Source organism: Citrobacter sp. RHB25-C09 (genome assembly GCF_013836145.1).
Lineage (GTDB): Bacteria > Pseudomonadota > Gammaproteobacteria > Enterobacterales > Enterobacteriaceae > Citrobacter_A.
On the sequence record NZ_CP057483.1, the window covers coordinates 3765122 to 3789088 of the forward strand.

The 23967-nt window shown below is 54.0% G+C and carries 23 protein-coding genes; 8 read left to right on the forward strand and 15 right to left on the reverse strand.

Going from position 1 to position 23967, the window contains the following annotated elements; all coding sequences use genetic code 11:
* The first annotated feature begins 153 nt into the window (after window positions 1–153).
* From gbpA to nrdG, 6 genes are all read left to right on the forward strand, one after another.
* Window positions 154–1605 (forward strand): N-acetylglucosamine-binding protein GbpA, encoded by a 1452-nt coding sequence (gene gbpA / locus HVY19_RS17790; RefSeq protein WP_181681835.1) that lies wholly within the window; start codon window positions 154–156, stop codon window positions 1603–1605.
* Window positions 1606–1844: 239 nt separating this feature from the next.
* The gene (gene treR, locus HVY19_RS17795) at window positions 1845–2792 is read left to right on the forward strand and encodes a trehalose operon repressor TreR (RefSeq protein ID WP_181681837.1); all 948 of its coding nucleotides are present in this window, start codon (window positions 1845–1847) and stop codon (window positions 2790–2792) included.
* 144 nt (window positions 2793–2936) lie between these two features.
* A complete protein-coding gene (gene treB / locus HVY19_RS17800) occupies window positions 2937–4355 on the forward strand; it encodes a PTS trehalose transporter subunit IIBC (RefSeq protein WP_181681839.1) in 1419 nt (472 codons plus the stop codon).
* A gap of 45 nt (window positions 4356–4400) precedes the next feature.
* Window positions 4401–6056 carry an alpha,alpha-phosphotrehalase gene (gene treC, locus HVY19_RS17805; RefSeq protein WP_181681841.1) on the forward strand — a complete coding sequence of 552 codons (1656 nt, stop codon included), beginning with the start codon at window positions 4401–4403 and terminating at the stop codon, window positions 6054–6056.
* 399 nt (window positions 6057–6455) lie between these two features.
* A complete protein-coding gene (gene nrdD, locus HVY19_RS17810; RefSeq protein WP_181681843.1) occupies window positions 6456–8594 on the forward strand; it encodes an anaerobic ribonucleoside-triphosphate reductase in 2139 nt (712 codons plus the stop codon).
* 214 nt (window positions 8595–8808) lie between these two features.
* A complete protein-coding gene (gene nrdG, locus HVY19_RS17815) occupies window positions 8809–9273 on the forward strand; it encodes an anaerobic ribonucleoside-triphosphate reductase-activating protein (protein WP_181681845.1) in 465 nt (154 codons plus the stop codon).
* Between the two features lie 8 nt (window positions 9274–9281).
* Here nrdG and HVY19_RS17820 read toward each other — a convergent pair whose 3' ends face one another.
* From HVY19_RS17820 to pmbA, 13 genes are all read right to left on the reverse strand, one after another.
* Window positions 9282–9566, reverse strand: coding sequence for a type II toxin-antitoxin system RelE/ParE family toxin (locus tag HVY19_RS17820; protein ID WP_181681847.1), 285 nt, complete (start codon window positions 9564–9566; stop codon window positions 9282–9284).
* A complete protein-coding gene (locus HVY19_RS17825; protein ID WP_181681849.1) occupies window positions 9556–9798 on the reverse strand; it encodes a type II toxin-antitoxin system RelB/DinJ family antitoxin in 243 nt (80 codons plus the stop codon). Before HVY19_RS17825 ends, HVY19_RS17820 begins: the two co-directional genes overlap by 11 nt.
* 77 nt (window positions 9799–9875) lie before the next feature.
* Window positions 9876–11786: a PRD domain-containing protein gene (locus tag HVY19_RS17830; protein ID WP_181681851.1), complete on the reverse strand. Its 1911-nt coding sequence runs from the start codon at window positions 11784–11786 to the stop codon at window positions 9876–9878.
* 16 nt (window positions 11787–11802) lie between these two features.
* A complete protein-coding gene (locus HVY19_RS17835) occupies window positions 11803–12543 on the reverse strand; it encodes a KDGP aldolase family protein (protein WP_181681853.1) in 741 nt (246 codons plus the stop codon).
* A complete protein-coding gene (locus HVY19_RS17840; RefSeq protein ID WP_181681855.1) occupies window positions 12540–13658 on the reverse strand; it encodes a DgaE family pyridoxal phosphate-dependent ammonia lyase in 1119 nt (372 codons plus the stop codon). The genes HVY19_RS17835 and HVY19_RS17840 overlap by 4 nt, the downstream gene beginning before the upstream one ends.
* Window positions 13642–14775 (reverse strand): amidohydrolase/deacetylase family metallohydrolase, encoded by a 1134-nt coding sequence (locus HVY19_RS17845; RefSeq protein ID WP_181681857.1) that lies wholly within the window; start codon window positions 14773–14775, stop codon window positions 13642–13644. Before HVY19_RS17845 ends, HVY19_RS17840 begins: the two co-directional genes overlap by 17 nt.
* Window positions 14776–14834: 59 nt before the next feature.
* Window positions 14835–15479 carry a DUF4310 family protein gene (locus tag HVY19_RS17850; protein WP_181681859.1) on the reverse strand — a complete coding sequence of 215 codons (645 nt, stop codon included), beginning with the start codon at window positions 15477–15479 and terminating at the stop codon, window positions 14835–14837.
* Between the two features lie 11 nt (window positions 15480–15490).
* The gene (locus HVY19_RS17855; protein WP_181681861.1) at window positions 15491–16267 is read right to left on the reverse strand and encodes a DUF4311 domain-containing protein; all 777 of its coding nucleotides are present in this window, start codon (window positions 16265–16267) and stop codon (window positions 15491–15493) included.
* Between the two features lie 21 nt (window positions 16268–16288).
* Window positions 16289–16588 (reverse strand): DUF4312 family protein, encoded by a 300-nt coding sequence (locus HVY19_RS17860; RefSeq protein ID WP_181681863.1) that lies wholly within the window; start codon window positions 16586–16588, stop codon window positions 16289–16291.
* Between the two features lie 2 nt (window positions 16589–16590).
* On the reverse strand, window positions 16591–16953 hold the full coding sequence (locus HVY19_RS17865; protein WP_000435389.1) for an SFCGS family glycine-rich protein: 363 nt from the start codon (window positions 16951–16953) through the stop codon (window positions 16591–16593).
* 11 nt (window positions 16954–16964) lie between these two features.
* The gene (locus tag HVY19_RS17870; protein ID WP_181681865.1) at window positions 16965–17285 is read right to left on the reverse strand and encodes a glycine dehydrogenase; all 321 of its coding nucleotides are present in this window, start codon (window positions 17283–17285) and stop codon (window positions 16965–16967) included.
* Between the two features lie 346 nt (window positions 17286–17631).
* Window positions 17632–18018, reverse strand: a complete 387-nt coding sequence (gene cybC / locus HVY19_RS17875) for a cytochrome b562 (RefSeq protein WP_181681867.1) — start codon at window positions 18016–18018, stop codon at window positions 17632–17634.
* A gap of 97 nt (window positions 18019–18115) precedes the next feature.
* Window positions 18116–19468 carry a metalloprotease PmbA gene (gene pmbA, locus HVY19_RS17880; protein WP_181681869.1) on the reverse strand — a complete coding sequence of 451 codons (1353 nt, stop codon included), beginning with the start codon at window positions 19466–19468 and terminating at the stop codon, window positions 18116–18118.
* 93 nt (window positions 19469–19561) lie between these two features.
* Here pmbA and yjgA point away from each other — a divergent pair, with 93 nt between their 5' ends.
* Window positions 19562–20113, forward strand: a complete 552-nt coding sequence (gene yjgA / locus HVY19_RS17885; RefSeq protein WP_181681871.1) for a ribosome biogenesis factor YjgA — start codon at window positions 19562–19564, stop codon at window positions 20111–20113.
* Between the two features lie 98 nt (window positions 20114–20211).
* Here yjgA and mpl read toward each other — a convergent pair whose 3' ends face one another.
* Window positions 20212–21588, reverse strand: coding sequence for a UDP-N-acetylmuramate:L-alanyl-gamma-D-glutamyl-meso-diaminopimelate ligase (gene mpl, locus HVY19_RS17890; RefSeq protein ID WP_181681873.1), 1377 nt, complete (start codon window positions 21586–21588; stop codon window positions 20212–20214).
* A gap of 175 nt (window positions 21589–21763) precedes the next feature.
* Here mpl and fbp point away from each other — a divergent pair, with 175 nt between their 5' ends.
* Window positions 21764–22762 (forward strand): class 1 fructose-bisphosphatase, encoded by a 999-nt coding sequence (gene fbp / locus HVY19_RS17895; RefSeq protein ID WP_181681875.1) that lies wholly within the window; start codon window positions 21764–21766, stop codon window positions 22760–22762.
* 59 nt (window positions 22763–22821) lie between these two features.
* On the opposite strand, the gene HVY19_RS17900 is transcribed toward fbp, so the two are convergent.
* A complete protein-coding gene (locus HVY19_RS17900; protein ID WP_181681877.1) occupies window positions 22822–23934 on the reverse strand; it encodes a methyl-accepting chemotaxis protein in 1113 nt (370 codons plus the stop codon).
* Window positions 23935–23967: the final 33 nt, after the last annotated feature.

Consider the following 23967-nt stretch of genomic DNA (forward strand, 5'->3'; position numbering starts at 1 on the left):
TAAAGATAAAGCAGCGTTGGCTGCTTTATCTTTTAAAAATCCAGTCATAATCTTTTTTGATTCTTTTTCTCCTCAGCATGCAATGACAGCATAAACCTTCCATTAATACACTGCGCCTGAAACTCGTGGTTTTAACTCTTTAATGGATTATTTATGAAACTTTCTAAAATTGCGCTGGCAATGGCAACATTGACCGTTGCCTCTTCAGCGTTCGCACACGGTTATATTGAATCACCTGCCAGTCGCGCTTATATGTGTAAACTGGGGCAGAATATTGACTGTGGTACTGTGCAATATGAACCGCAGAGCGTTGAAAAAACCTCTGGTTTCCCGACCGGCGCCCTGCCACCAGACGGACAGCTCGCCAGTGCGGGTATTGCCAACTATTCTCAGCTTGATAAACAAAGCCTGAATGCGTGGACCAAAAACCCAATGACGGCTGGCCCACATCAGTTTGTATGGCACCATACTGCGCCGCATAAAACCACCAACTGGCGTTATTACATCACCAAACAAAATTGGGATCCAAATAAGCCACTGACTCGCGATCAGTTTGAATTAACCCCATTCTGTACCATTAACGGAAATAACCAGGCACCGGCAGTCACCCAGTCTATGAACTGTAATGTGCCAGAACGTACCGGTTATCAGGTTATTTATGGCGTTTGGGAAATTGCGGACACCACCAATAGCTTCTACCAGGCTATCGACGTCGACTTCGGTAACGGCGGCAACGTGACGCCAGATGAAACGCCGGCTGTTGTTTCTCAATGGAGCAAAACGCTGAGCGGTTCTATCGCCGGTAACAACCTGAATGCAGGCGACAAAGTCATTGCGCGTTTCTTCGATGCTAACGGTGAAGTTACCTCTCTGCGCACCGAAATGACTATTGCCTCCGCTGCACAAGGCGATGCTAACCAGTGGTCTTACGATATGGCGCAACTGATCAACAATACCCATAGCGATGTTCGCGTTGGCGTGAAAGATGAAGGCGGCGAAATCGCTCCGGTACATGGCGCGAACAGTGTGTTCGTTAAAGATGGCAGCACCCTGCAATCCGTTGCCATTTCTTATGAAGAGCAGAAAGCGGCGGTTAACGAAACCATCGCCGTTTCTAACATGCAGTACAGCAAAATCGAAAACGGTAACGCGACCGTAACCTTCCACGTCAACACCCAGGGTGATGTGAATTTCGAAGCGCGCGTAATGAACCATCATGGCGCAGAGAAAGGTTACCTGAAACAGGACATGAATAACGCCAACCAGGATGTCACCCTGACCCTGACTGACGTCACTGCGGGTCACCATATGCTGAAATACTATGCGACCAACAAAGACGGCACCCTGTTTGCGCAGGATGTTCTGGATATGATACTGGAAGGCGAAGCAGCGTCCGGTAACACCGGCCACCATGACTTCACTTTCCCGGAAAATATCGGTTCTTACAAAGCGGGTACCGTGGTGCTGCAGCCGAAAGACGGTAAGACCTACGAATGTAAGCCTTTCCCATACAGCGGCTACTGCGTCCAGTATTCCCCAACCGCGAACCAGTTTGAGCCAGGCGTTGGCGCTCACTGGAAAGAAGCGTGGATCCTGAAGAACTAAGTTGCGTTAAAGCCGGATGACGGTTCACGTCTTATCCGACCTACAGGTTCCCCCCACGTAGGCCGGATAAGCGAAACGCCATTCGGCATTTTTCCTGCTTTCCTCAAAAATCGCGACCCACCACGCGATATAATAACTTTCTGTGATTAAATCAATAATAAACCAGACTTTGCGCATTGACCTTCACTTGATTAAAGTTACCCTCTTAACATTATCGCTGCGTACCACGGGAATTCAGGATGCAAAATCGGCTGACCATCAAAGACATAGCCCGCTTAAGCGGCGTGGGAAAATCCACCGTTTCCCGCGTGCTGAACAACGAAAGCGGCGTGAGTGAACGCACCCGCGAACGCGTGGAAGCGGTAATGAATCAGCACGGATTTTCCCCCTCTCGTTCTGCGCGCGCCATGCGTGGGCAAAGCGATAAAGTGGTCGCCATTATTGTGACCCGTCTCGATTCACTGTCAGAAAATCTCGCCGTCCAGACCATGCTACCGGTCTTTTATGAGCAGGGTTACGATCCCATCATGATGGAAAGCCAGTTTTCCCCTGCGATGGTGGAAGAACATTTGGGAATGCTGAGCCGACGCAACATTGACGGTGTGGTGCTGTTTGGCTTTACCGGGATCACGGAGGCGATGATTGCCCCCTGGCAGGCTTCACTGGTTCTGTTGGCGCGCGATGCCAAAGGATTCGCCTCAGTCTGTTACGACGATGAAGGCGCGATTAACATCCTGATGCAGCGACTATACGAGCAGGGACACCGACAGATCAGTTTTCTTGGCGTTCCGCACAGTGACGTCACCACCGGCAAACGTCGCCATGAAGCCTATCTGGCTTTTTGCAAACAGAAAAAGCTGCACCCTGTCGCTGCCCTGCCTGGTCTGGCGATGAAACAGGGCTTCGATCATGCCGCCAGCGTCATCACCCCGGAAACCACTGCTCTGGTCTGCGCGACCGATACCCTCGCGTTGGGCGTCAGTAAATATCTGCAGGAACAACGGATCGACAAAATCCAGCTGGCAAGCGTGGGCAACACACCGCTGATGAAATTCCTCCATCCTGAAATCGTGACGGTCGATCCTGGCTACGCCGAAGCCGGACGCCAGGCGGCTTCCCAGCTGATCGAGCAGATCAACGATCGCTGCGGCCTGCGCCAGATCGTGATCCCTTCGACCCTTTCCTGACGCGGTATTGATCGCTTTATGAACGATAATTTGTGATCTTCGCTACGTTTCGGGAACGTTCCCATTTTTTAAAATTCCACACAGAGATATCCTGTCGCCATTCCAACAACACACCTTTCACAGTCATCGCCATGGGATTTCACTATGAGCAAAGTTAAACAAACGGATATCGACAGGTTAATTGAGCTGGTCGGTGGGCGAGAAAATATCGCCACGGTAAGCCACTGCATCACGCGCCTGCGTTTTGTGCTGAACCAACCGGCCAATGCGAAACCGAAAGAGATTGAGCAGTTATCAATGGTCAAAGGCTGCTTCACCAACGCCGGTCAATTTCAGGTGGTGATCGGCACCGATGTCGGTGACTACTACAAAGCGCTGCTGGCAACGACCGGGCAGTCCCACGCCGATAAAGAACAGGCGAAAAAAGCGGCTCGTCAGAATATGAAATGGCATGAGCAGTTGATCTCCCACTTCGCAGAAATCTTCTTTCCGCTGCTGCCAGCCCTGATCAGCGGAGGTCTGATTTTAGGTTTCCGCAACGTGATTGGCGATTTGCCGATGAGCAACGGCCAGACGCTGGCGCAGATGTATCCGGCGCTGAAAACGATCTATGACTTCCTGTGGCTGATTGGTGAAGCGATCTTCTTCTACCTGCCGGTGGGCATCTGCTGGTCTGCGGTCAAGAAAATGGGTGGCACGCCGATCCTAGGCATCGTACTTGGAGTGACGCTGGTATCACCACAACTGATGAACGCCTATCTGTTAGGTCAACAGATGCCGGAAGTGTGGAACTTCGGCATGTTCACCATCGCCAAAGTGGGCTACCAGGCACAGGTGATCCCGGCTCTGCTGGCCGGTCTGGCGCTGGGCTTTATTGAAACTCGCCTCAAGCGCATCGTGCCGGACTATCTGTATCTGGTCGTCGTTCCGGTGTGTTCCTTGATCCTTGCAGTGTTCCTCGCTCATGCGCTAATCGGTCCGTTTGGCCGCCTGATCGGCGACGGTGTAGCCTTTGCCGTGCGTCATCTGATGACCGGCAGCTTTGCCCCAATTGGCGCGGCGCTGTTCGGTTTCCTGTACGCCCCGCTGGTGATCACCGGCGTACACCAGACCACTCTCGCTATCGATATGCAGATGATTCAGAGCCTGGGTGGAACGCCGGTGTGGCCACTTATTGCGCTGTCCAACATTGCTCAGGCCTCCGCCGTGGTGGGGATCATCATCTCCAGCCGTAAGCATAATGAACGCGAAATTTCCGTACCTGCCGCCATCTCCGCTTATCTGGGCGTTACCGAACCGGCGATGTACGGTATCAACCTGAAGTACCGCTTCCCGATGCTTTGCGCCATGGTCGGTTCCGGCCTCGCGGGTCTGCTGTGTGGTCTGAACGGCGTGATGGCGAACGGTATCGGCGTCGGCGGCGTACCGGGTATCCTCTCGATCCAACCGACCTACTGGCAGGTCTACGGCGTGGCGATGGCAATTTCTATTGTCATCCCGATTGTACTGACCTCGTTTGTTTACCAGCGCAAATATCGTCTGGGCACGTTAGAGATTGTTTGATTTTTTCGGGGCGCACTTGCGCCCCCTCGCACACAGGTAATAAGCATGAATACCCTTCCCCACTGGTGGCAAAACGGCGTTATCTATCAGATCTATCCCCGGAGTTTCCAGGACACCACCGGCAGCGGCACCGGCGACTTACGCGGCGTGACCCAGCGCCTTGGCTATCTGCATAAGCTGGGCGTCGACGCCATCTGGCTGACGCCGTTTTATATCTCGCCGCAGGTAGATAATGGCTACGACGTTGCAAATTACACCGCGATCGATCCCGCTTACGGGACGCTGGATGATTTTGACGAACTGGTCGCCCAGGCGAAATCCCTCGGCATTCGCGTCATTCTCGATATGGTGTTCAACCACACCTCCACCCAGCACGCCTGGTTTCATGAGGCGCAGGACAAAAACAGTCCGTACCGCGAATTCTATATCTGGCGCGACGGGACACCTGACGTTGCCCCGAATAACTGGCGCTCCAAATTTGGCGGCAGCGCCTGGCGCTGGCATGCCCAGAGCGAGCAGTACTATCTGCACCTCTTCGCGCCTGAGCAGGCGGATCTGAACTGGGAAAACCCGGCGGTTCGCGCCGAACTGAAAAAAGTCTGCGAATTCTGGGCCGATCGCGGCGTGGACGGCCTGCGGCTGGACGTCGTCAATCTGATCTCCAAAGATCAGACCTTCCCTAACGATCTGGACGGTGACGGACGCCGCTATTACACCGACGGTCCGCGCGCGCACGAATTTCTGCACGAGATGAACCGCGATGTCTTTACGCCGCGTAAGCTCATGACCGTGGGCGAAATGTCCTCGACGACCCTGGAACACTGTCAACGCTATGCCGCACTTACCGGCAGCGAACTGTCGATGACCTTTAATTTTCACCATCTGAAAGTGGACTATCCCGGCGGTGAAAAGTGGACGCTGGCAAAACCGGATTTTGTGGCGCTCAAAGCGCTGTTCCGCCACTGGCAACAGGGGATGCACAACGTTGCCTGGAACGCCCTGTTCTGGTGTAACCACGATCAACCGCGCATCGTTTCACGTTTTGGCGACGAGGGTGAATACCGGGTTGCAGCGGCGAAAATGCTGGCGATGGTACTGCACGGGATGCAGGGAACGCCGTACATTTATCAGGGCGAAGAGATTGGCATGACCAACCCGCACTTCACCCGTATAACCGACTACCGCGACGTCGAGAGCCACAATATGTTTGCCGAGCGACGCGCCCGGGGAGACGATGCGGATGAGCTGCTGGCGATCCTGGCCAGTAAATCCCGCGACAACAGCCGCACGCCAATGCAATGGGACGGTAGTAAAAATGCCGGTTTCAGCGAGGGCGAGCCGTGGATCGCACTTTGCGACAATGCCGCCGACATCAACGTGGCGGCAGCGCTCGCCGATCAATCTTCTGTGTTTTATACCTATCAGCGGCTAATCGCGCTGCGAAAGGCGGAACCGGTACTGACCTGGGGTGATTATCATGACCTGATGCCGGACAGCCCGCATCTCTGGTGCTATCGCCGCGAATGGCAGGGGCAAACGCTGCTGGTGGTGGCGAATCTGAGCAGCGAGTGTCAGTCCTGGCAACCGGAACAGTATCACGGTCGCTGGCAGGTCATGATGCACAATTACGATGAAGTCGCCCTGCAACCTTCATCCATGACGCTGCGCCCGTTTGAAGCCATCTGGTGGTTACAGTCGTAGCCCATAGATCGCATTCAGCCCGCAGAAAATAATTCTCGGGCTGAATATTTTCTACAGTCGCCATTTTTTGTAATTGCTTAATAATCAATCAGATTTTTCTTAGAATATTTTACGCCCGCTAAATGCCCGCCATCTGTGCGCTCTGGTTTTTACTTTGCGCTACATCAATAAAACTTCAAACATCGTTCGTGCAAAGCACTACATATAGAATTTAAAATGCGTTCCGACCCTACATGTTGTATTAATTGTCTATAATTGCAACAGCCGCAACGTACCTTAAATGAAAAAATGTGGATAAAAGTGGGTGAGATTACGGGAAGTCATTGGATAGCGTACGAATAACGCATTTCATCCTTACCCGACCTCTGTGGATAAACTATTTATATATATGGAGTGATCATGACACCGCATGTGATGAAACGTGATGGCTGTAAAGTGCCGTTTAAATCAGAGCGCATCAAAGAAGCCATTCTGCGTGCAGCTAAAGCAGCGGGTGTCGATGACGCAGATTACTGCGCCACCGTCGCAGAAATCGTTAGCAGCCAGATGGGTGAACGCGCGCAGGTCGACATCAATGAGATCCAGACCGCCGTTGAAAACCAGCTGATGTCCGGGCCGTATAAGCAACTCGCCCGTGCGTACATTGAGTATCGTCACGATCGCGACATTCAGCGTGAGAAACGCGGTCGCCTGAACCAGGAGATCCGTGGTCTGGTCGAGCAAACTAACTCCGCGTTGCTCAACGAAAACGCCAATAAAGACAGTAAAGTGATCCCGACCCAGCGCGATCTGCTGGCCGGTATCGTCGCCAAGCACTACGCTCGTCAGCATCTGCTGCCGCGTGATGTCGTACAGGCGCACGAGCGCGGGGATATTCACTATCACGATCTCGACTATTCTCCGTTCTTCCCGATGTTCAACTGCATGCTGATCGACCTGAAAGGCATGCTGACCAAAGGCTTTAAAATGGGCAACGCGGAGATCGAACCGCCGAAGTCGATCTCTACCGCCACCGCGGTCACCGCGCAGATCATTGCCCAGGTTGCCAGCCATATTTACGGCGGCACCACCATTAACCGGATTGATGAAGTGCTGGCACCGTTTGTTGCCGCCAGCTTCAAAAAGCACCGTAAGACGGCGGACGAATGGCAGATCCCTGATGCCGACGGCTATGCAAAGTCCCGTACCGAGAAAGAGTGTTACGACGCGTTCCAGTCCCTGGAATATGAGGTGAATACGCTGCATACCGCCAACGGCCAGACGCCGTTTGTGACCTTTGGTTTCGGTCTGGGCACCAGTTGGGAATCGCGTCTGATCCAGCAGTCTATCCTGCGTAACCGTATTGCTGGCCTGGGCAAAAACCGCAAAACCGCCGTGTTCCCGAAACTGGTGTTTGCGATTCGCGACGGCCTGAACCATAAGTTTGGCGATCCTAACTACGACATTAAGCAACTGGCGCTGGAATGCGCGAGCAAACGCATGTATCCGGATATCCTGAACTACGATCAGGTTGTGAAGGTCACCGGTTCCTTTAAAACCCCGATGGGCTGCCGCAGCTTCCTCGGCGTGTGGGAAAACGAAAATGGCGAACAGGTTCACGATGGTCGTAATAACCTGGGCGTGATCAGCCTGAACCTGCCGCGCATCGCGCTGGAAGCCAGCCGCGATGAAGCCACCTTCTGGAAACTGCTGGACGATCGTCTGGTGCTCGCACGTAAAGCACTGATGACGCGTATCGCCCGTCTGGAAGGCGTGAAAGCGCGCGTAGCGCCGATCCTCTATATGGAAGGTGCCTGCGGCGTGCGTCTGAAAGCCGATGATGATGTTTCTGAAATCTTCAAAAACGGTCGTGCTTCAATTTCGCTGGGTTACATTGGCATTCATGAAACGATCAATGCCCTGTTTGGCAATGAGCACCTTTACGACAGCGAAGCGCTGCGCGCGAAAGGGGTTGCGATTGTTGAACGCCTGCGTCAGGCGGTCGATCAGTGGAAAGAAGAAACCGGCTACGGCTTCAGCCTGTACAGTACGCCGAGTGAGAATCTTTGCGACCGTTTCTGCCGTCTGGATACCGCCGAATTTGGCGTCGTGCCGGGTGTGACCGATAAAGGTTACTACACCAACAGCTTCCACCTTGACGTGGAGAAGAAGGTGAACCCGTACGACAAAATCGATTTCGAAGCGCCTTACCCGCCGCTGGCGAGCGGGGGCTTCATTTGCTACGGCGAATACCCGAATATTCAACACAACCTGAAGGCGCTGGAAGACGTGTGGGATTACAGCTATCAACACGTTCCGTATTACGGCACCAACACGCCCATTGACGAGTGTTATGAGTGTGGCTTTACCGGTGAGTTCGAATGTACCAGCAAAGGCTTTACCTGCCCGAAATGCGGTAACCACGACGCCGCGCGCGTGTCGGTAACCCGCCGCGTCTGCGGATATTTAGGCAGCCCGGACGCTCGTCCGTTCAACGCCGGTAAGCAGGAAGAAGTGAAGCGCCGCGTGAAGCATTTAGGCAACGGGCAAATCGGTTAATACGTTTGCGAAGTATTGCCGGATGGTGGTGCAAACACCTTATCCGGCCTACACATTTCAGGCTCTCCGCATTAACATTCTCTGCGTTTTTCGCAAAGCAATTCGCGTCAGAGCAAAGCGGTAAACGAAGGAATCCCCAGGAGCGTACATTGTGTACATGACTGGGGTGAGTGAGCGCAGCCAACGCGGCTATGGCGCTAATTGAGAAGCGAAAATGAGGATTCATCAATATTACCCTGTCGACATCGTCAACGGTCCCGGCACTCGCTGCACACTATTTGTCTCCGGGTGCGTACATGAATGTCCGGGTTGCTATAACAAAAGCACCTGGCGTTTGAATTCGGGTGTGCCATTCACGAAAGAGATGGCAGACCAGATCATTAACGATCTCAACGACACGCGTATCCACCGTCAGGGCATTTCCCTTTCCGGCGGCGATCCGCTGCATCCGCAAAACGTGCCGGAGATCCTGCAACTGGTGCAGCGCATTCGCGCGGAATGCCCCGGCAAAGATATCTGGGTGTGGACCGGCTATAAGCTGGAAGAACTCAACGCCGCACAAAGGGAAGTGGTGGATCTGATCAACGTACTGGTCGACGGCAAATTTGTGCAGGATCTCAAAGACCCGGCGCTAATCTGGCGCGGCAGCAGTAATCAGGTTGTGCATCATTTGCGCTAGTCACATCGTTAACGCCGCTTGTCAGCTATTTGATAGACGGCGGATTTTTCCCTTTTACCAGTCGCAATCACAAACACTGTCACAACCTCATCCTGGACCCGATAGACCAGACGATAACCCAATGATTTTAGTGTAATTTTGTAGCAATCAGGCAGTCCATGTAAGCGGGCTGATTCGATCCTGGGGTTTATCAGCACCTCGGCAAGTTTCTTTTTAAACTGGTTTTTTACGTTATCACCCAATTTTTGCCATTCTTTCAGCGCGCGCGGATCAAACTCTAGTTCATAGCTCATCCAGCCTGACCTTTACGCCCTTTTGCGGATTCGCCAGTCGCTCCCGGACGGTCTGTAACAGCGCCTCTTCATTATCGCTAAGGGTGACCGTTTTTACCGGCATGCGGCCATTTTCGGCGACATACTGAAATAACAGTCGTACCGCTTCCGTTGGCGTGATATTGAGTTTTTCCAGCACCGCATAGGCCTCGTTTTTGAGTTTATCGTCCAGTCTGACGTTAATTGTGGCCATTATGCCTCCAGCGTGAATGCAGATGTAATGCATTATAGCATTACATCTGCATTACATTCATTTCTGGAAAATGCCTCTCAAAACCGGCTAACGCACTCCATCGCTACTGTTTTAAACTCGGCGAAATTCTGGCTGGCGCACAGGCGCGTCATGGCACGCTCGCGCAGGAAAGTCACGAAAATATCGTAGATCGCCATCGCCTCTTCGTATTCGCTTTTACTGATCGCGAGTAAAAAGATCACGTGTGCCGTTTCGTCGCCCCAGGCAATGCCCTGCGGGGCCAGAACCGTGTATACCACCGTCTTCTTCGCCAACAGACCAAGGGCGTGCGGCAGAGCGATACTGTCACCCAACATTGTGCTGACGATGGCTTCACGCTCAACCACCGAATCGAGGAATTCGCTCCCCACAAACCCTTCGCGCTGTAACTGATCGCACAGCGTTTTAAACAGCGTCTGTTGATCCATCGCGTCGTTGATAATGAGAAAATGGGTCGCATCGAAGTATTTGTTCAGCATCCACGGGCGAGTTCGGTCCACCAGCACCAGTTTACCAATCTGCTCAAGCTGGTAATCCGTCGGGAATGGCGCAATCTGTACAACCGGTTTGTCTTTTTCAGCGATTCGCGCAGTGGAAATAACGAAGTCTTCCGCAATACTCTCCCGCTGCTCATAGTCGCGCAGCGTCAGCGTTCGCACGATCTCAATCTGCGGATATTTACGCGCCAACACCGCTTCGATCATCCGCACCATCGCATTACCTGCGTCGCACACCAGCAGGACCTTAGGTTGACGCTGGTAACCAATGTTGTAACTACGCTCCAACCCCACGCCAATGTGTAAGACTAAAAAGCCAATCTCGTTCTCATTGATGGCATAAGGGGTATATTTGCCCCAACTGGATACCGCCGCTAACGTCATATCCCACGCCATGGGGTAGTGCTGCTTAATGTTCTCAAGCAGTGGGTTCGGGATCATAATCTGGTAACGAACCCGGGTGATCATCGTTTTGATGTGGGTAAGCAGGTCAGCATGCAGTTGCTGATCGTTTAACAGGTTATAGTTGTACTGGGTATTGATAAACCGCAGGATGTAGTTCACCAACGCCTCTTCATCATCGGCATTGATCGCGCTCGGCGCTACCTCCTGTACCTGGCGCGCAGCGATATGCACCTTCAGCCAGTTCTCTTCTGATACGGAAAGCGGGTGCTCCGCCAGATGCTGCACGACACCGGCAATCTCACGCGCAGCCAGGGAGACATTCTCCTCGACCTCTTCCGTCGTAAAATCCGACAGCGGGTAACCTTCGCTAATGCGACGCACGGCGACCGCGCAGTATAAGCGTAAAAACAGATCGCCTTCATCGGTAAGGCGGATATGAAAACGGGTGAAGATATCTTCCAGCACCGGCTGAAGCTGTGACGGGATCCCGGCATACAGCGCCTCTTCTGTCACCAGCGGATGCGCCGGATCCTGCTGTGTCAGGGTCCACAGGAGATCGGTCAGACAGGCGCGAATCGCCATCTCACTGCCAAACAGTTTCATGCCATGGCGCGGACGCGTTTCCAGCGTCAGGTGATATCGCTGTAACCATTCCCGCACTTCCGCCATGTCGTTTTGTAGCGTCGCCCGGCTGACAAACCATTCATCAGCTAAATCTTCAAGCTTGAGAGAAAAGGCAGAAGTCAGAAAACGCACCATCAAATAATGTACGCGCTCCTGACTGGTTCGAGGAATGCGCAGCGCGGCAGGCTGCTGCGTTTGTAAGGTCTTAAAGCTGGCATGGTCATCAATGCGTAACTGATAGCCATTACCTCGGCTGAGAATAAACTGCGCCCCGTGCTCGTTCAGGAGGGCATTGAGCGCAGTAATATCCGCCCGGACAGTACGTGTTGAAACCGACAACCGCTGCGCCAGCTCATCTTGTGGCAGCGTCTCGTTTTGCAGCATCGAAAACAGTTGCGCTAAACGTTGGTTGGGGAATCGCACGTCACTCTCCTCGTTATTAACCGACGCACGCCCGGGTAAGCGCCAACAACTGGCGTACATCATCGGGACGTGTATTTCCACTCACCTTATCAATAATAGAACTATAAATGTGAGGAATGATTTTGCTGACCCCGGCATCAAGCGCGATTTGCAGAATCTCGGCGTAATTTTCAAGATCGATACCGCCCGTCGGTTCCAGCCAGAAATCATGGCGCGCACAGGCTTCTGCCACCGCTTTATACTCGTCACGGCACTTCAGACCGCCCATCGGGAAGTACTTGATTGAGCTTCCCCCCATGTCTTTCAGCAGGGCGATAGCCGTTTCGACCGGCACAATGCCGTCGGCAGCTTTACTGCTCAGCGGCCCCGTAGAAATCTTCACCATGCCGGGCGTGCCGGTAGGTGAAACCAGACCGTTCACCACCGTGCCTTTCTGTCCAAGCAGCGCACGGCTGGTCGCCACGCCGGTGAAAACCTGATTAACGTGCTGCGGCTGAACCTGACGCGAGATCTCGCTGACCATCGCGGACTGGTTTGGATCGCCCGCGCCAAGGCCAACGGACAGCGCGTTGTCTATCAGCGCCGCATATTCACGCATATCCGCGACGGCACTGGCGACATCAGGGTAGTTTTTTGACAGCACACCGACCAGCACATGACCTTCCGCCGCCGCGTAAATCTCGCGGGCATTTTCTTTGGAACCGGCCAGCACATTCAGGCAGACGCGGTCGCGGTAAAAGTTCGGGGTCAGTTTCATGCTTTTTTCTCCTGATTAATCACTTCGCCAATGCGGCGCGCCACAATGTCCAACTGTGCGCGGTCTACGCTGCGCACGTCGGCTTCAATAATCCCTTCGTTGGCTTTGTATCCACGGAAGTAAATCGCGTATTCACCCTGCTTGAGCGCTTCGACCAGTTCGCCGGTGGCAATGCCGGTAACCGCCTCATCAAATTTGATTTCCGCGCGGGCGATATCCCGTCCGGCGCTGTCCCAGACTACGCGAGCGCTCACGCCGTGAAGCTGATTCATCGCTTCGATAAATGGCGTCATTTTTTCGACCATCTCCGCGCCACTCTCTTTCTGAGCATTCAGGTAGAGTTCGATGGCGCAGGTCAGACCGAGGATCCCCTCTTTACCAACCTTCATTGCCCGGCCAATACCGGCCGTCTGGCGTTTCACCCACTCAACGTACTGCGTTTTGCCGATCACCAGCCCGCTTGTCGGCCCTTCGATGGCCTTCGCCCCGCTGTAAATCACCAGGTCCGCACCGGCACGGTAATAGCACTGCAAATCTTCTTCCGCTGCCGCATCGACGATCAGCGGCAGGTTGTGTTTCCGCGCGACCACGACCGCTTGCTCGACGCTGAGCATGCTTTTCTGTACGCAGTGGTGAGATTTGATGTAGAGGATCGCCGCCGTACGCGGGGTGATCGCCGCCGCCAGTTGAGCAGCAGAACATTCGTTCGCGTAGCCCGCTTCCACCAGCTTACCGCCGCCCAGCGCCACCATCGTGCCGACCGGCGCGCCAAAATTGACGTTATGGCCCTTCGGCAGCACGATTTCGTTATTATCAATTGGCGTAACGTGCAGATTTTCCAGCAGCCAGTCGCTGTCCTGAACCAGCACGGCGGCAACCGACTGGGCGATGCCCGCAGAGGCACACGAGACAACCGTTGCCCCTTCCACATCCAGTAACTTCGCAATGTATTCTCCGGTTTTATTGACCAGATCTTTCATCTCGAAATACTGATTCATTCCGGCCATCGCCGCCTCTACCACTTCCGGACGCGGCGTGGAAACGCCCAGCGCCGTCATGCGGCCGGAGGTGTTGATGACTTGTTTCAGGTGGTATTTCTCAAAAATCGAAGGCATGTTCCGCGCTCCCTTGTTCGGTCATGTAGCCCTTGCCCGCGCGAATCGCAGCAAGCGGCACCAGCAGTTTCTCAGCCTGCAGGCTGTCATTTTCAGCATCCACCAGCACGGAGGGCTGGCGCTTAAGCGTAAAGAGGGTGAAATCGGCGTCCAGACCCGGCTGGAGGCGACCTTTGGTTTTCAGGTTCAGACCGTCGGCGGCATTGGCCGTCACGCACTCAATAACCTGTGGCAGTGACATGCCGATGGCGAGGAATTTCGACATAACATTCGCCAGAGAATGAACCGGACCGCTAATCCGGTTACGGCAATAGATATCTGAGCTGATGGTGTGCGGCAGAATGCCTAAGCCGATCGCGCGTTTCGCCACCGCAAAGCTCAGGCTGGCGGTGCCATGCCCAACATCAAGACGGACGCCACGCTGAATCGCCCGGGTTACTGACGCACGCAGTTCACCTTCCGGCGTCAAAATGCGGTTGGGTTTACCGTTGAAACAGTGGGTGATGATATCGCCCGCACTCAGACGCTCTGCAATCTCATCCAGATCCGGCGGGTTATTGCCGATGTGGACCATCAACGGCAAATCGCCATTCTCTTTCTGCATCGCTTTAGCGCGATCCAGCGGCGTAATGCCGTTTTCGCCGACCACGCTGCTGCTCATGCGCGCCTTCAGGCCAACGATGAAATCCGGGTGGCGTTGAACCGCCTGCTTCACCGCATCGGCATCAATATTGGCCATGTTGGCCAGCTCGTTTTGTGCAATCAGTCCGACGCGGGAAATGTTGAGCAGCGCGTAAACCTCGGTTGCTGCGTCATGCGTGAGGGTGTAGAAATCGTCAATATCATCAGCACCCGTGCTGCCTGCATCGACGACGGTAGTGACGCCCGTGGCAATCCCCACGCTGTCCGGTTCGTCATGATAAATCGGAGATTTCGGGTAGCAGTGAACGTGCGAATCTATCCACCCTGCACTGACGAAAATCTCACCCTGCAAATCCACGGTTTTCACTGCAGGACCGTTGATTTCGCCCAGCGCGGCAATTTTGCCGTCCTGAACTGCGATATCACAGACCGTGTCGTCAACCAGACGCGCGCGGCGCAGGAGTAAATCAAACATGTCTCTCTCCTTTTGCCGGATGGCGGCATAACCGCCTTATCCGGCCTACAAAGTTGCAGTTAGCTAATCGCGATCGGGAAAATAGACCCTAAAATCATTGCCCCAAGGATCGCGCCACCGGTGATCGGTTTCTGCCAGAGATAAAACAACAGAGCGCCCACCAGAGAACCGATCCCGATTGGAATAGACGCGGTCATCGCGCTGAGGATAATCAACGGACCGAGGAAGCGACCGGAAGCGTTACCGGCCCCCATCATCACATCCGCCCCATAGGTTGAGTCGCTCTGGTTGATGGTGAACTTACGCGCCAGAATGATGATGTAACCAATCAGCAGACCAATGCCCAGCCCCGTTGCCAGCGCGGCGATAAAGTTTTCGACCGGGAAAATGATGCCCGCACCCAACAGCAGTGCCGGAACGCCTAAGCCCACGCCGGTCTGAATGGCGCCGCCGATATCCAGAATTCCCACCAGGGAACCTTCAATGATGCGGGCAAACAGGAAGCTCGCGCCAAACGCCGCTACTGCGCCGTAGGAGCCGGTATCAATTCCCGCTTTCAGCATAGCCACGAAGGCCACTTCGTTGAACGCGCCGATCCCATACAGGTAGTACATGTGCGTCCCGGCAAATACACCGGAAGAGAGCAGGCCAACGAAGATCGGGAACGACCAGTCGGCAAACCAAAAACCTTTATTCTGTTCCATTGTGGCCTCCGTTATTTGCCGCTAAGCGAGTTGTGGATCAGTTCGAGCCAGTTCGGCACGATCATGTGGAAGGATTCGATCATCTTCATGTCGAAGCCACGGAAGAAGCCGCTCAGGACAAACAGCAGAACAATGGCGACCATCATTACTTTGGTTACATGGTTCCAGCCGCTTTCCTCAACGCCTTTACCGATCAGGATACCCAGAACCAGACCCGGTACGGCGTTCCCCATAATCAGCTGCGCTGCGCCGCCGAATACGGTCGCCCAGAAGCCTGATTTCTTACCGGCGTCGATGGCCGCCAGCCAGAAGATCACTGGCATCACGGTGTTCACCAACAGGTTTGCAGCCGGCACCAGTACTTTAACGGCGGTGACCTGCAATGCTTCCGGTACGGAAGAGGCGGTGAGGTTAAGGAAGGTGACGACGATCATGCCGATAACGCCGCAGGCAATCGCCATTTTTTTCGGGTCATGCAGCGTTTCGCCGACATTTCGGTTTTTGAGCATCAGCGCTGCGGCACCCCAGTTAGGGATAATGCGGTGATCAACGTCCTGGGTAAATGAACCTGCTGCAACGGAAGAAGCCCAGGCGTTGAAGAAGAATCCCAGACCAAACGAGAAGTGAGAAGCCGGATCCCCTTCGCAGGAATTCAGTTCTCCCAGAGTACGAAACGCGCCCATCCCCTGTGTGGTAGGCGCATGAAACATGCGTGCAGCCCCAGCACCCACACCTACGCCGACAAGGGCACCGATGATGAGCGATTTTATTAAAATTATCAGGAACATAGTTAGCCTTCTTTAAAAGAATCAGCGTTGCGAGACAAAATCCACCTTCTCCAGATTGATGGCTGTCACGTTGACGGTCACATCCAGCTCCACGCTGTAAGTGTGTCTTTCCCGGCGCAGAAAGAAGAACAGAAAGGCTTCTTTACGCACCGTTTCACGCGCATGAACAACCTGCACATCCTGTGGCTCAATACGCAGTAAAATATGCGGCGATGCTTTCATCACCGCAGCCTGAACGTGGTTCAGGGCATCGGCAAAGGCGCGCGCTTTGGCTTCGCCTTTACCTGTGACTCTCACCGTGGTGGTGAATTGTTCTTTCATGTTTAAGCGCCGTACTTCTTCTGCCACGCCTGAACCAGACGTTCGCCGAGCTCTTCTTTATCCATAAAGCCGAAACCCAGCACATTGCAGCCTTCGTTTATCGCCGTTACGCCTTCGTCCACCGAGCGCATACCGTATTTCGCTTTGTAGCCGTGTTTGTTTTGCGCGGTGATTGCCCCCGCGCCGCCGCTGCCGCAAAAGGAGATGCCAAAGGTGGCATTTTCCGCCTTCATCACGTCGCCCAGTTTCATGTCAGCCGCAACGCCCGGTACGACGACCGCACGTCCGCCCGCTTTTTCCACGCCTGCTGCCACTTTCTGGCCTTTACCCAGACGATCGCCAATCACAACGGTAATTTGTTCCATCTTTTTGCTCCTTAAAGGTTGTCTTTCGCGACTTCAAAGTGGACTGACAGCAGCCAGGCCTCTTCTTCAGGAAGATTGCCAAATGCTGCGACCACGTCGCGGGCAAGCGCCATTGACTCGGCTGAAATTTCATCAAATAAGCTGGCTTCCACTTCCGGCAAAGGCTCGCCGGTCACTGACCGGTGCGCCATGGCGCGAACATGAGACGTCAGCATTTGTTCCTGTACGGCGTTGGGGATGATGTGGTGGTTACGCAAGAGGGCATAAATCTGTGCCAGCATGCGATCGGCCAGTTCTGCGGTTTGCGTCACCCGATCTCCCGTGTCGTTCATTACTGCTCCGTTATTCACTCGTCTTACCCCGTTAATGGCTCTGAGTTAAAACTAGCGGCGGGGGTAAAAAGTTTGTAGCGAGTTGTTTTCCACTTCGAAGTGGAAAGGCGAGGGGCAATAGTGATCTGCTCCACAGAAATTGGGCTTTTGACGATTTAGCGCGGCTTAAATGTGATGAGCATCACAAAATGTAGTGAAAACAGAGCAAGGGAAACGGACGATGAAGGTGCTGTGAAAATGTGAAACTGTGATGAATATGACGTTTACTCAGCGGAGATGAAGACTGCCGGATGGCGACGCGAGCGTCTTATCCGGCCTACGTCGTCTGCAGGCCGGAACGTGTAAATTAACGATACTTCTTGTGATACGCGTTACGGGTGGTTTTGAACTCTTCCGCAGCGGCTTTAGCTTCGGTGACTTTGCCTTCGTTCGCCAGCTTCAGCGCGCCGTCGATCTGCCCTACCAGCTCATCGAAGCCGTGACGATAGTCTTTCATTTCAGGCGCATCAGCGGCTTTGCTTTCCAGCTTCGGCGGCGTGGCTTTTTGCGCATCCAGCGCGGCGGCACGCATTTTGGTTAACGCATCTTTTACTTCGGTCGCGTTATCCGCTTTCTCAACGACTTTAAGGTTGTCGTTGAGGATTTCCATATTGTCTTCCAGATCGGCGGCAAAAGCCGAAGATCCAAGCGCCAGCGTTGATACTGCGATGATTGCTAACAGGTGTTTACGCATTGCTTACTTCCTTTTTTTATTATTCAACAATGACTTCTCATACTCTGAATACTTCGCGTTGCAGGCAATAGACCTGAGACGCGAAGTATGACGGGTATTATTGGCCGGCGATTTTCATCTCCGGTAACAGCACCGAACCACACTGTATATTGCTGCGTGTTTCAATATCGTTACCAATTGTCACAATATTGCGCCACATCTCTTTTAAATTTCCAGCAATGGTGATTTCGCTCACAGGATACTGAATTTCACCGTTTTCTACCCAGAAACCGGCCGCGCCACGGGAATAATCGCCGGTGATGCCGCTTACCCCCTGTCCCATCAGTTCCGTGACCACCAGGCCCGTGCCCATCTCTTTAAGCATCTGCTCGAAGCTCAGCCCCTGGCCGGCAATGCGCCAGTTATGAATACCGCCCGCGTGTCCGGTGCTTTTCAGCCCCAGCTTGCGCGCGGAATAGTTGGTCAGCAGCCACTGGGTCAGTACACCATCTTTGATAATGTCGCGACGTTCGGTACGCACGCCTTCACTGTCGAACGGTGAAGATGCCAGCCCTTTGAGCAGGTGCGGATGTTCTTCGATAGTCAGCCATTCCGGGAGGATTTGTTTACCCAGCGAGTCCAGCAGGAAAGTGGATTTGCGATAGACCGAACCGCCCGCAATCGCGCCAACCAGATGACCAAACAGCCCGGTTGCGACTTCATTGGCAAAAATTACCGGCGCTTTCATGGTCGACAATTTACGCGGCGAGAGACGGGATAACGTGCGGCGCGCACAGTCGGCACCGACCCATTCCGGCGTTTTTAGATCGCCTAACGCACGGCCAATGGTGTAAGCATAATCGCGTTCCATATCGCCGTTTTCTTCGGCAATCACGCAGCTGGAGAGCGAATGACGCGTTGAGCAATAGCCCTGCAGCATCCCGTGGCTGTTGCCAAACACCTTAATGCCGTAGTGGCTGTTAAAACTGCCGCCTTCGGTGTTAGTGATGCGCTTGTCTGCCTGCAACGCGGCCTGTTCTGCCCGCGCGGCCAGTTCGATGGCCTCGTCAGGGGAGACTTCCGCCGGGTGGAACAGATCCAGATCCGGGGCGTCAAAGGCCAGCAGGTCTTTATCCGCCACGCCCGCGCAGGGATCCGGTGAGGTGTAGCGTGCGATATCCAACGCTGCCTGTACGGTACGGGCGATCGCCTGCGGACTTAAATCCGTGGAGGACGCACTGCCTTTGCGGTTCTGGTGATAAACGGTGATGCCCAACGCACCATCGCTATTGAATTCGACGTTCTCCACTTCACCGTAACGGGTGCTTACGCTGATGCCGGTGGTCTTGCTGACGGCGACTTCCGCCCCGTCTGATTTGCCTGAGGCTAACTCCAGCGCGGTGGAGACGGCTTCTTCAAGAAGCTTACGCTGCGCTTCAACTTGTGAGATTACTTTCATCGCAAATGCCATACTGTAGAGAGTTTCTCTGAAGTCTAACAGAGAACCGTTTTTCAGTGCGCATCTTAACTGGTAACATTAGCCTCTTTTTTTAAGGAGCCTGAAATGACAAAGCAGCCCGAAGACTGGCTCGACGACGTTCCCGGTGATGACATCGAAGACGAAGACGATGAAATTATCTGGGTCAGCAAAAGTGAAATTAAACGCGATGCCGAAGAGTTAAAACGCCTGGGCGCGGAACTGGTGGATTTGGGGAAAAACGCGCTGGATAAAATCCCGCTCGACCCTGACCTGCGTGCCGCCATTGAACTGGCGCAGCGTATCAAAATGGAAGGACGCCGCCGCCAGCTCCAGTTGATTGGCAAGATGCTGCGTCAGCGTGACGTGGAGCCGATTCGCCAGGCGCTGGACAAGCTAAAAAACCGCCACAACCAGCAGGTGGTGCTGTTCCATAAGCTTGAGCAACTGCGTGATCGTCTGGTCGATGAGGGTGACGATGCGGTCGCGGAAGTGCTGGCTTTGTGGCCAAACGCCGACCGTCAGCAGTTACGGTCTTTGATCCGCAACGCGAAGAAAGAGAAAGAAGGGAATAAGCCGCCGAAATCAGCGCGACAGATCTTCCAGTATCTGCGAGAGCTGGCGGAGAACGAAGCGTAATTCCGCACGGAGAGAGTGCCGGATGGCGGCATAAATGCCTTATCCGGCCTACAGACAATACGTAGGCCCGGTAAGCGTCAGCGCCACCGGGCATTTTTTTACTCTTCTACAGCTTTCGCTTTCTTCGCCAGACCATCCAGCAGCTTCTGGTGAATTCCACCAAACCCGCCGTTGCTCATCACCAGAATGTGATCTCCCGGCTGGGCTGATTTCACCACCATCTCCGCCAGCACATCCACATCGCCACTCCAGTGAGCAGGCTGAATGCAGGCTTCGGCAACTTCCGCGACCTGCCATGAAATATTCTGCGGTTGCAGCAGATACACTTCATCCGCCCGCCCTAATGATGGCGCCAGATCGTCTTTGCACAGCCCCATTTTCATGGTGTTAGAACGTGGTTCCAGCACCGCGAGAATACGCGCCGTACCACCCACTTTGCCACGCAGTGCAGCCAGCGTTGCCAGGATCGCCGTCGGGTGATGGGCAAAATCGTCATACACGGTGACGCCGTTGGCTTCGCCGCGCAGTTCCAGACGGCGGCGGGCGTTAATAAATGAACCTAACGCATTCGCGGCATCGACCGGCTGAACGCCGACGTGACGGGCGGCGGCAATCGCCATCAAACCGTTATGCATGTTGTGTTCGCCTACCAGCGACCACTTCACTTCGCCGACTTTTTCGCCGTCCAGCCACACTTCCCATTCGGAGGCATCGGCGCTTAATTTCTTCGCCTGCCAGTGCCCCTGTTCGCCCACCAGCTCCTGCTCACTCCAGCAGCCCATCGCAATAGTCTGCTTCAGGTTGATGTCGTGTTCCGGGTAGATGATGCGCCCCTGACCCGGCACGATACGTACCAGATGGTGGAACTGTTTCTGGATCGCTTTCAGATCGTCAAAAATGTCCGCATGATCAAACTCAAGGTTATTGAGGATCAGCGTGCGCGGGCAGTAATGAACAAACTTGGAACGCTTATCGAAGAAGGCACAGTCGTATTCGTCTGCTTCAATCACGAAAAAATCGCTCTCGCCCAGACGCGCAGACACCTCAAAATTCCCCGGCACGCCGCCGATTACAAAGCCTGGCTTGTAGCCGCAGGCTTCCAGGATCCAGGTCGCCATGCCTGCAGTGGTGGTTTTACCGTGCGTTCCCGCAACGGCCAGCACCCAGCGATCGCGCAGCACAAAGTCGTGCAGCCACTGCGGGCCCGACATGTAAGGAATATTTTTCTCCAGCACCGCCTCAACGCACGGATTGCCGCGCGTCATCGCGTTGCCAATGATGACCAGATCCGGCTGCGGATCAAGCTGGCTCGCATCATAACCCTGAATCAGATCAATGCCCTGATTCTCAAGTAAAGTGCTCATCGGCGGATACACATTGGCGTCCGAACCCGTTACTTCATGGCCGAGCGACCTTGCCAGCATCGCCAGACCGCCCATGAAAGTTCCACAAATTCCCAAAATATGAATGCGCATACGTCACTGTCCTTTTTTAATCTGGGGGCCATTTTACGCATATGTCTGGCAAGTGAGAAACGCATTTCAGGATTATCCGTACTTTGCTGGCGCGATTCACCTGAGCGCAGCCCCTGAAATATTTGTTAAGATTGTTACGGTCGCTTTACTCCATATCAATTGCAGGGAAAGTGTTATGAAAACGTTAGGTGAATTTATTGTCGAAAAGCAGCACGAGTTTTCTCATGCTACCGGTGAACTGACTGCTTTGTTGTCGGCAATAAAACTGGGCGCCAAGATCATCCACCGCGATATCAACAAGGCCGGACTGGTCGATATCCTGGGTGCCAGCGGTGCAGAAAACGTGCAGGGCGAAGTGCAACAGAAACTCGACCTGTTCGCGAACGAAAAACTGAAAGCTGCACTCAAAGCGCGCGATATTGTCGCGGGCATCGCCTCTGAAGAAGAAGATGAAATCGTCGTCTTTGAAGGCTGTGAACACGCGAAGTACGTGGTGCTGATGGACCCGCTGGATGGCTCGTCCAACATCGATGTTAACGTCTCCGTCGGTACGATTTTCTCTATCTATCGTCGCGTTACGCCGGTAGGTACGCCTGTTACCGAAGAAGATTTCCTGCAACCGGGGAACAAACAGGTCGCTGCAGGCTATGTGGTTTATGGTTCTTCTACCATGCTGGTCTACACCACGGGTTGTGGCGTCCATGCCTTCACCTACGATCCGTCACTGGGCGTATTTTGCCTGAGCCAGGAACGCATGCGCTTCCCGGAGCGCGGCAAAACCTACTCCATTAACGAAGGCAACTACATCAGATTCCCGAACGGTGTGAAGAAGTACATTAAGTTCTGTCAGGAAGAGGACAAGTCCACGAGCCGTCCATATACCTCGCGTTATATTGGCTCGCTGGTCGCCGATTTCCATCGCAATCTGCTGAAGGGTGGGATCTACCTTTACCCAAGCACTGCCAGCCATCCGGAAGGGAAACTGCGCCTGCTGTATGAGTGCAACCCAATGGCATTCCTGGCGGAGCAAGCGGGCGGTAAAGCGAGTGACGGTAAAGAACGTATTCTGGATATTATTCCGGAAAGCCTGCACCAGCGCCGTTCGTTCTTCGTCGGTAACGACCATATGGTCGACGATGTGGAACGCTTTATCCGAGAGTTCCCGGACGCGTAATTCGTTCGCATGTCGGCCGGATAAGTCGCATCGCGTTTTATCCGGCCCGTATTTTCGGGTTATGCCGTCTGCAACTTAAAGGAAGCCATCGCTTCGAGTAATGCGTGAGACTGCTCTTCCAGCGAGCGGGTTGCCGCTGAAGACTGTTGAACCAGCGCGGCATTTTGCTGTGCTGTTTCATCCATCTGGTTAACGGCGATATTGACCTGCTCGATCCCACGGCTCTGCTCTTGCGACGCACTGGCGATTTCGCGCATCAGTTTGGTCATGCGCATCACTTCGCTGGCAATCTCGTCCATTGTTTCACCGGCCTGCATCGCCAAATCGCTCCCTTCGCCAACCTGCGTTTGAGAGTCGCTAATCAGTGAGCGGATCTCTTTTGCCGCATCAGCACTGCGGCTCGCCAGGTTGCGCACTTCACCCGCAACGACAGCAAACCCTCGTCCCTGCTCACCTGCGCGTGCGGCTTCCACTGAGGCGTTCAGCGCCAGAATGTTCGTCTGGAAGGCAATCCCGTCGATCACGCTAAGGATGTCGGCAATTCGGTTGGAGCTTCCGGAAATATCGCGCATTTTTTCAATGACGTAACAGACCATTTCGCTGCCACGATCGGCGGTATCAGAAACCGACTTCGCCAACTGGTGCGCCTGATTCGCGTTTTCGGCGTTCTGTTTTACGGTTGCCGTCAGCTGTTCCATGCTGGCAGCCGTTTGCTCCAGCGAAGTCGCTGTGGATTCGGTACGTGAAGCCAGATGGAGGTTGCCTGCGGTCAATTCACGACTGCCAGTATCGATCTGGGTGCTGGCGTCACGCACGCGCTGCACCGACACCGTCAGCGCTACCCGCATACCTTCAAGCGCTGCCTGGAGACGGTTAAATTCAGCGCTGGCAATACGGTTTTCAGTTGCAGACAGATCGCCCGTCGCCAGCCGCTCCAGTTGTTCCACGAGGCTATCAAGCGGTCGCAAAAGTTTAGCGCGCAGCAGCAGCCAGACCACCAGCAACAGCCCGGTGGCGGTCAATGACGCACAAGCCATGACGCCATAATAGATCCACGAAGATATGACATGCGTCGATGCATATATTCCCATACCACACGTCAGCAACAGGAGCAGGACGGTGAGGGAAAGTAACACCAACAGCGTTGTTCGAAGCGAGAGGGATTTAGGCATTATTTTTTCCGGTTGTAGGATATATAAAGGCTA

What these genes read in the sequence shown, in the direction of transcription:
- HVY19_RS17840 (WP_181681855.1), bottom strand. Translation starts at nt 13,658, where the DNA reads ATGCCTTCGATTTTTGAGAAATACCACCTGAAACAAGTCATCAACACC.
- HVY19_RS17870 (WP_181681865.1), bottom strand. Translation starts at nt 17,285, where the DNA reads ATGAACGACACGGGAGATCGGGTGACGCAAACCGCAGAACTGGCCGAT.
- mpl (WP_181681873.1), bottom strand. Translation starts at nt 21,588, where the DNA reads ATGCGCATTCATATTTTGGGAATTTGTGGAACTTTCATGGGCGGTCTG.
- treB (WP_181681839.1), top strand. Translation starts at nt 2,937, where the DNA reads ATGAGCAAAGTTAAACAAACGGATATCGACAGGTTAATTGAGCTGGTC.
- gbpA (WP_181681835.1), top strand. Translation starts at nt 154, where the DNA reads ATGAAACTTTCTAAAATTGCGCTGGCAATGGCAACATTGACCGTTGCC.
- nrdG (WP_181681845.1), top strand. Translation starts at nt 8,809, where the DNA reads ATGAGGATTCATCAATATTACCCTGTCGACATCGTCAACGGTCCCGGC.
- HVY19_RS17835 (WP_181681853.1), bottom strand. Translation starts at nt 12,543, where the DNA reads ATGAAACTGACCCCGAACTTTTACCGCGACCGCGTCTGCCTGAATGTG.
- HVY19_RS17845 (WP_181681857.1), bottom strand. Translation starts at nt 14,775, where the DNA reads ATGTTTGATTTACTCCTGCGCCGCGCGCGTCTGGTTGACGACACGGTC.
- HVY19_RS17820 (WP_181681847.1), bottom strand. Translation starts at nt 9,566, where the DNA reads ATGAGCTATGAACTAGAGTTTGATCCGCGCGCGCTGAAAGAATGGCAA.
- HVY19_RS17825 (WP_181681849.1), bottom strand. Translation starts at nt 9,798, where the DNA reads ATGGCCACAATTAACGTCAGACTGGACGATAAACTCAAAAACGAGGCC.
- HVY19_RS17860 (WP_181681863.1), bottom strand. Translation starts at nt 16,588, where the DNA reads ATGAAAGAACAATTCACCACCACGGTGAGAGTCACAGGTAAAGGCGAA.
- fbp (WP_181681875.1), top strand. Translation starts at nt 21,764, where the DNA reads ATGAAAACGTTAGGTGAATTTATTGTCGAAAAGCAGCACGAGTTTTCT.
- HVY19_RS17900 (WP_181681877.1), bottom strand. Translation starts at nt 23,934, where the DNA reads ATGCCTAAATCCCTCTCGCTTCGAACAACGCTGTTGGTGTTACTTTCC.
- cybC (WP_181681867.1), bottom strand. Translation starts at nt 18,018, where the DNA reads ATGCGTAAACACCTGTTAGCAATCATCGCAGTATCAACGCTGGCGCTT.
- HVY19_RS17865 (WP_000435389.1), bottom strand. Translation starts at nt 16,953, where the DNA reads ATGGAACAAATTACCGTTGTGATTGGCGATCGTCTGGGTAAAGGCCAG.
- HVY19_RS17855 (WP_181681861.1), bottom strand. Translation starts at nt 16,267, where the DNA reads ATGTTCCTGATAATTTTAATAAAATCGCTCATCATCGGTGCCCTTGTC.
- treR (WP_181681837.1), top strand. Translation starts at nt 1,845, where the DNA reads ATGCAAAATCGGCTGACCATCAAAGACATAGCCCGCTTAAGCGGCGTG.
- treC (WP_181681841.1), top strand. Translation starts at nt 4,401, where the DNA reads ATGAATACCCTTCCCCACTGGTGGCAAAACGGCGTTATCTATCAGATC.
- yjgA (WP_181681871.1), top strand. Translation starts at nt 19,562, where the DNA reads ATGACAAAGCAGCCCGAAGACTGGCTCGACGACGTTCCCGGTGATGAC.
- nrdD (WP_181681843.1), top strand. Translation starts at nt 6,456, where the DNA reads ATGACACCGCATGTGATGAAACGTGATGGCTGTAAAGTGCCGTTTAAA.
- HVY19_RS17850 (WP_181681859.1), bottom strand. Translation starts at nt 15,479, where the DNA reads ATGGAACAGAATAAAGGTTTTTGGTTTGCCGACTGGTCGTTCCCGATC.
- pmbA (WP_181681869.1), bottom strand. Translation starts at nt 19,468, where the DNA reads ATGGCATTTGCGATGAAAGTAATCTCACAAGTTGAAGCGCAGCGTAAG.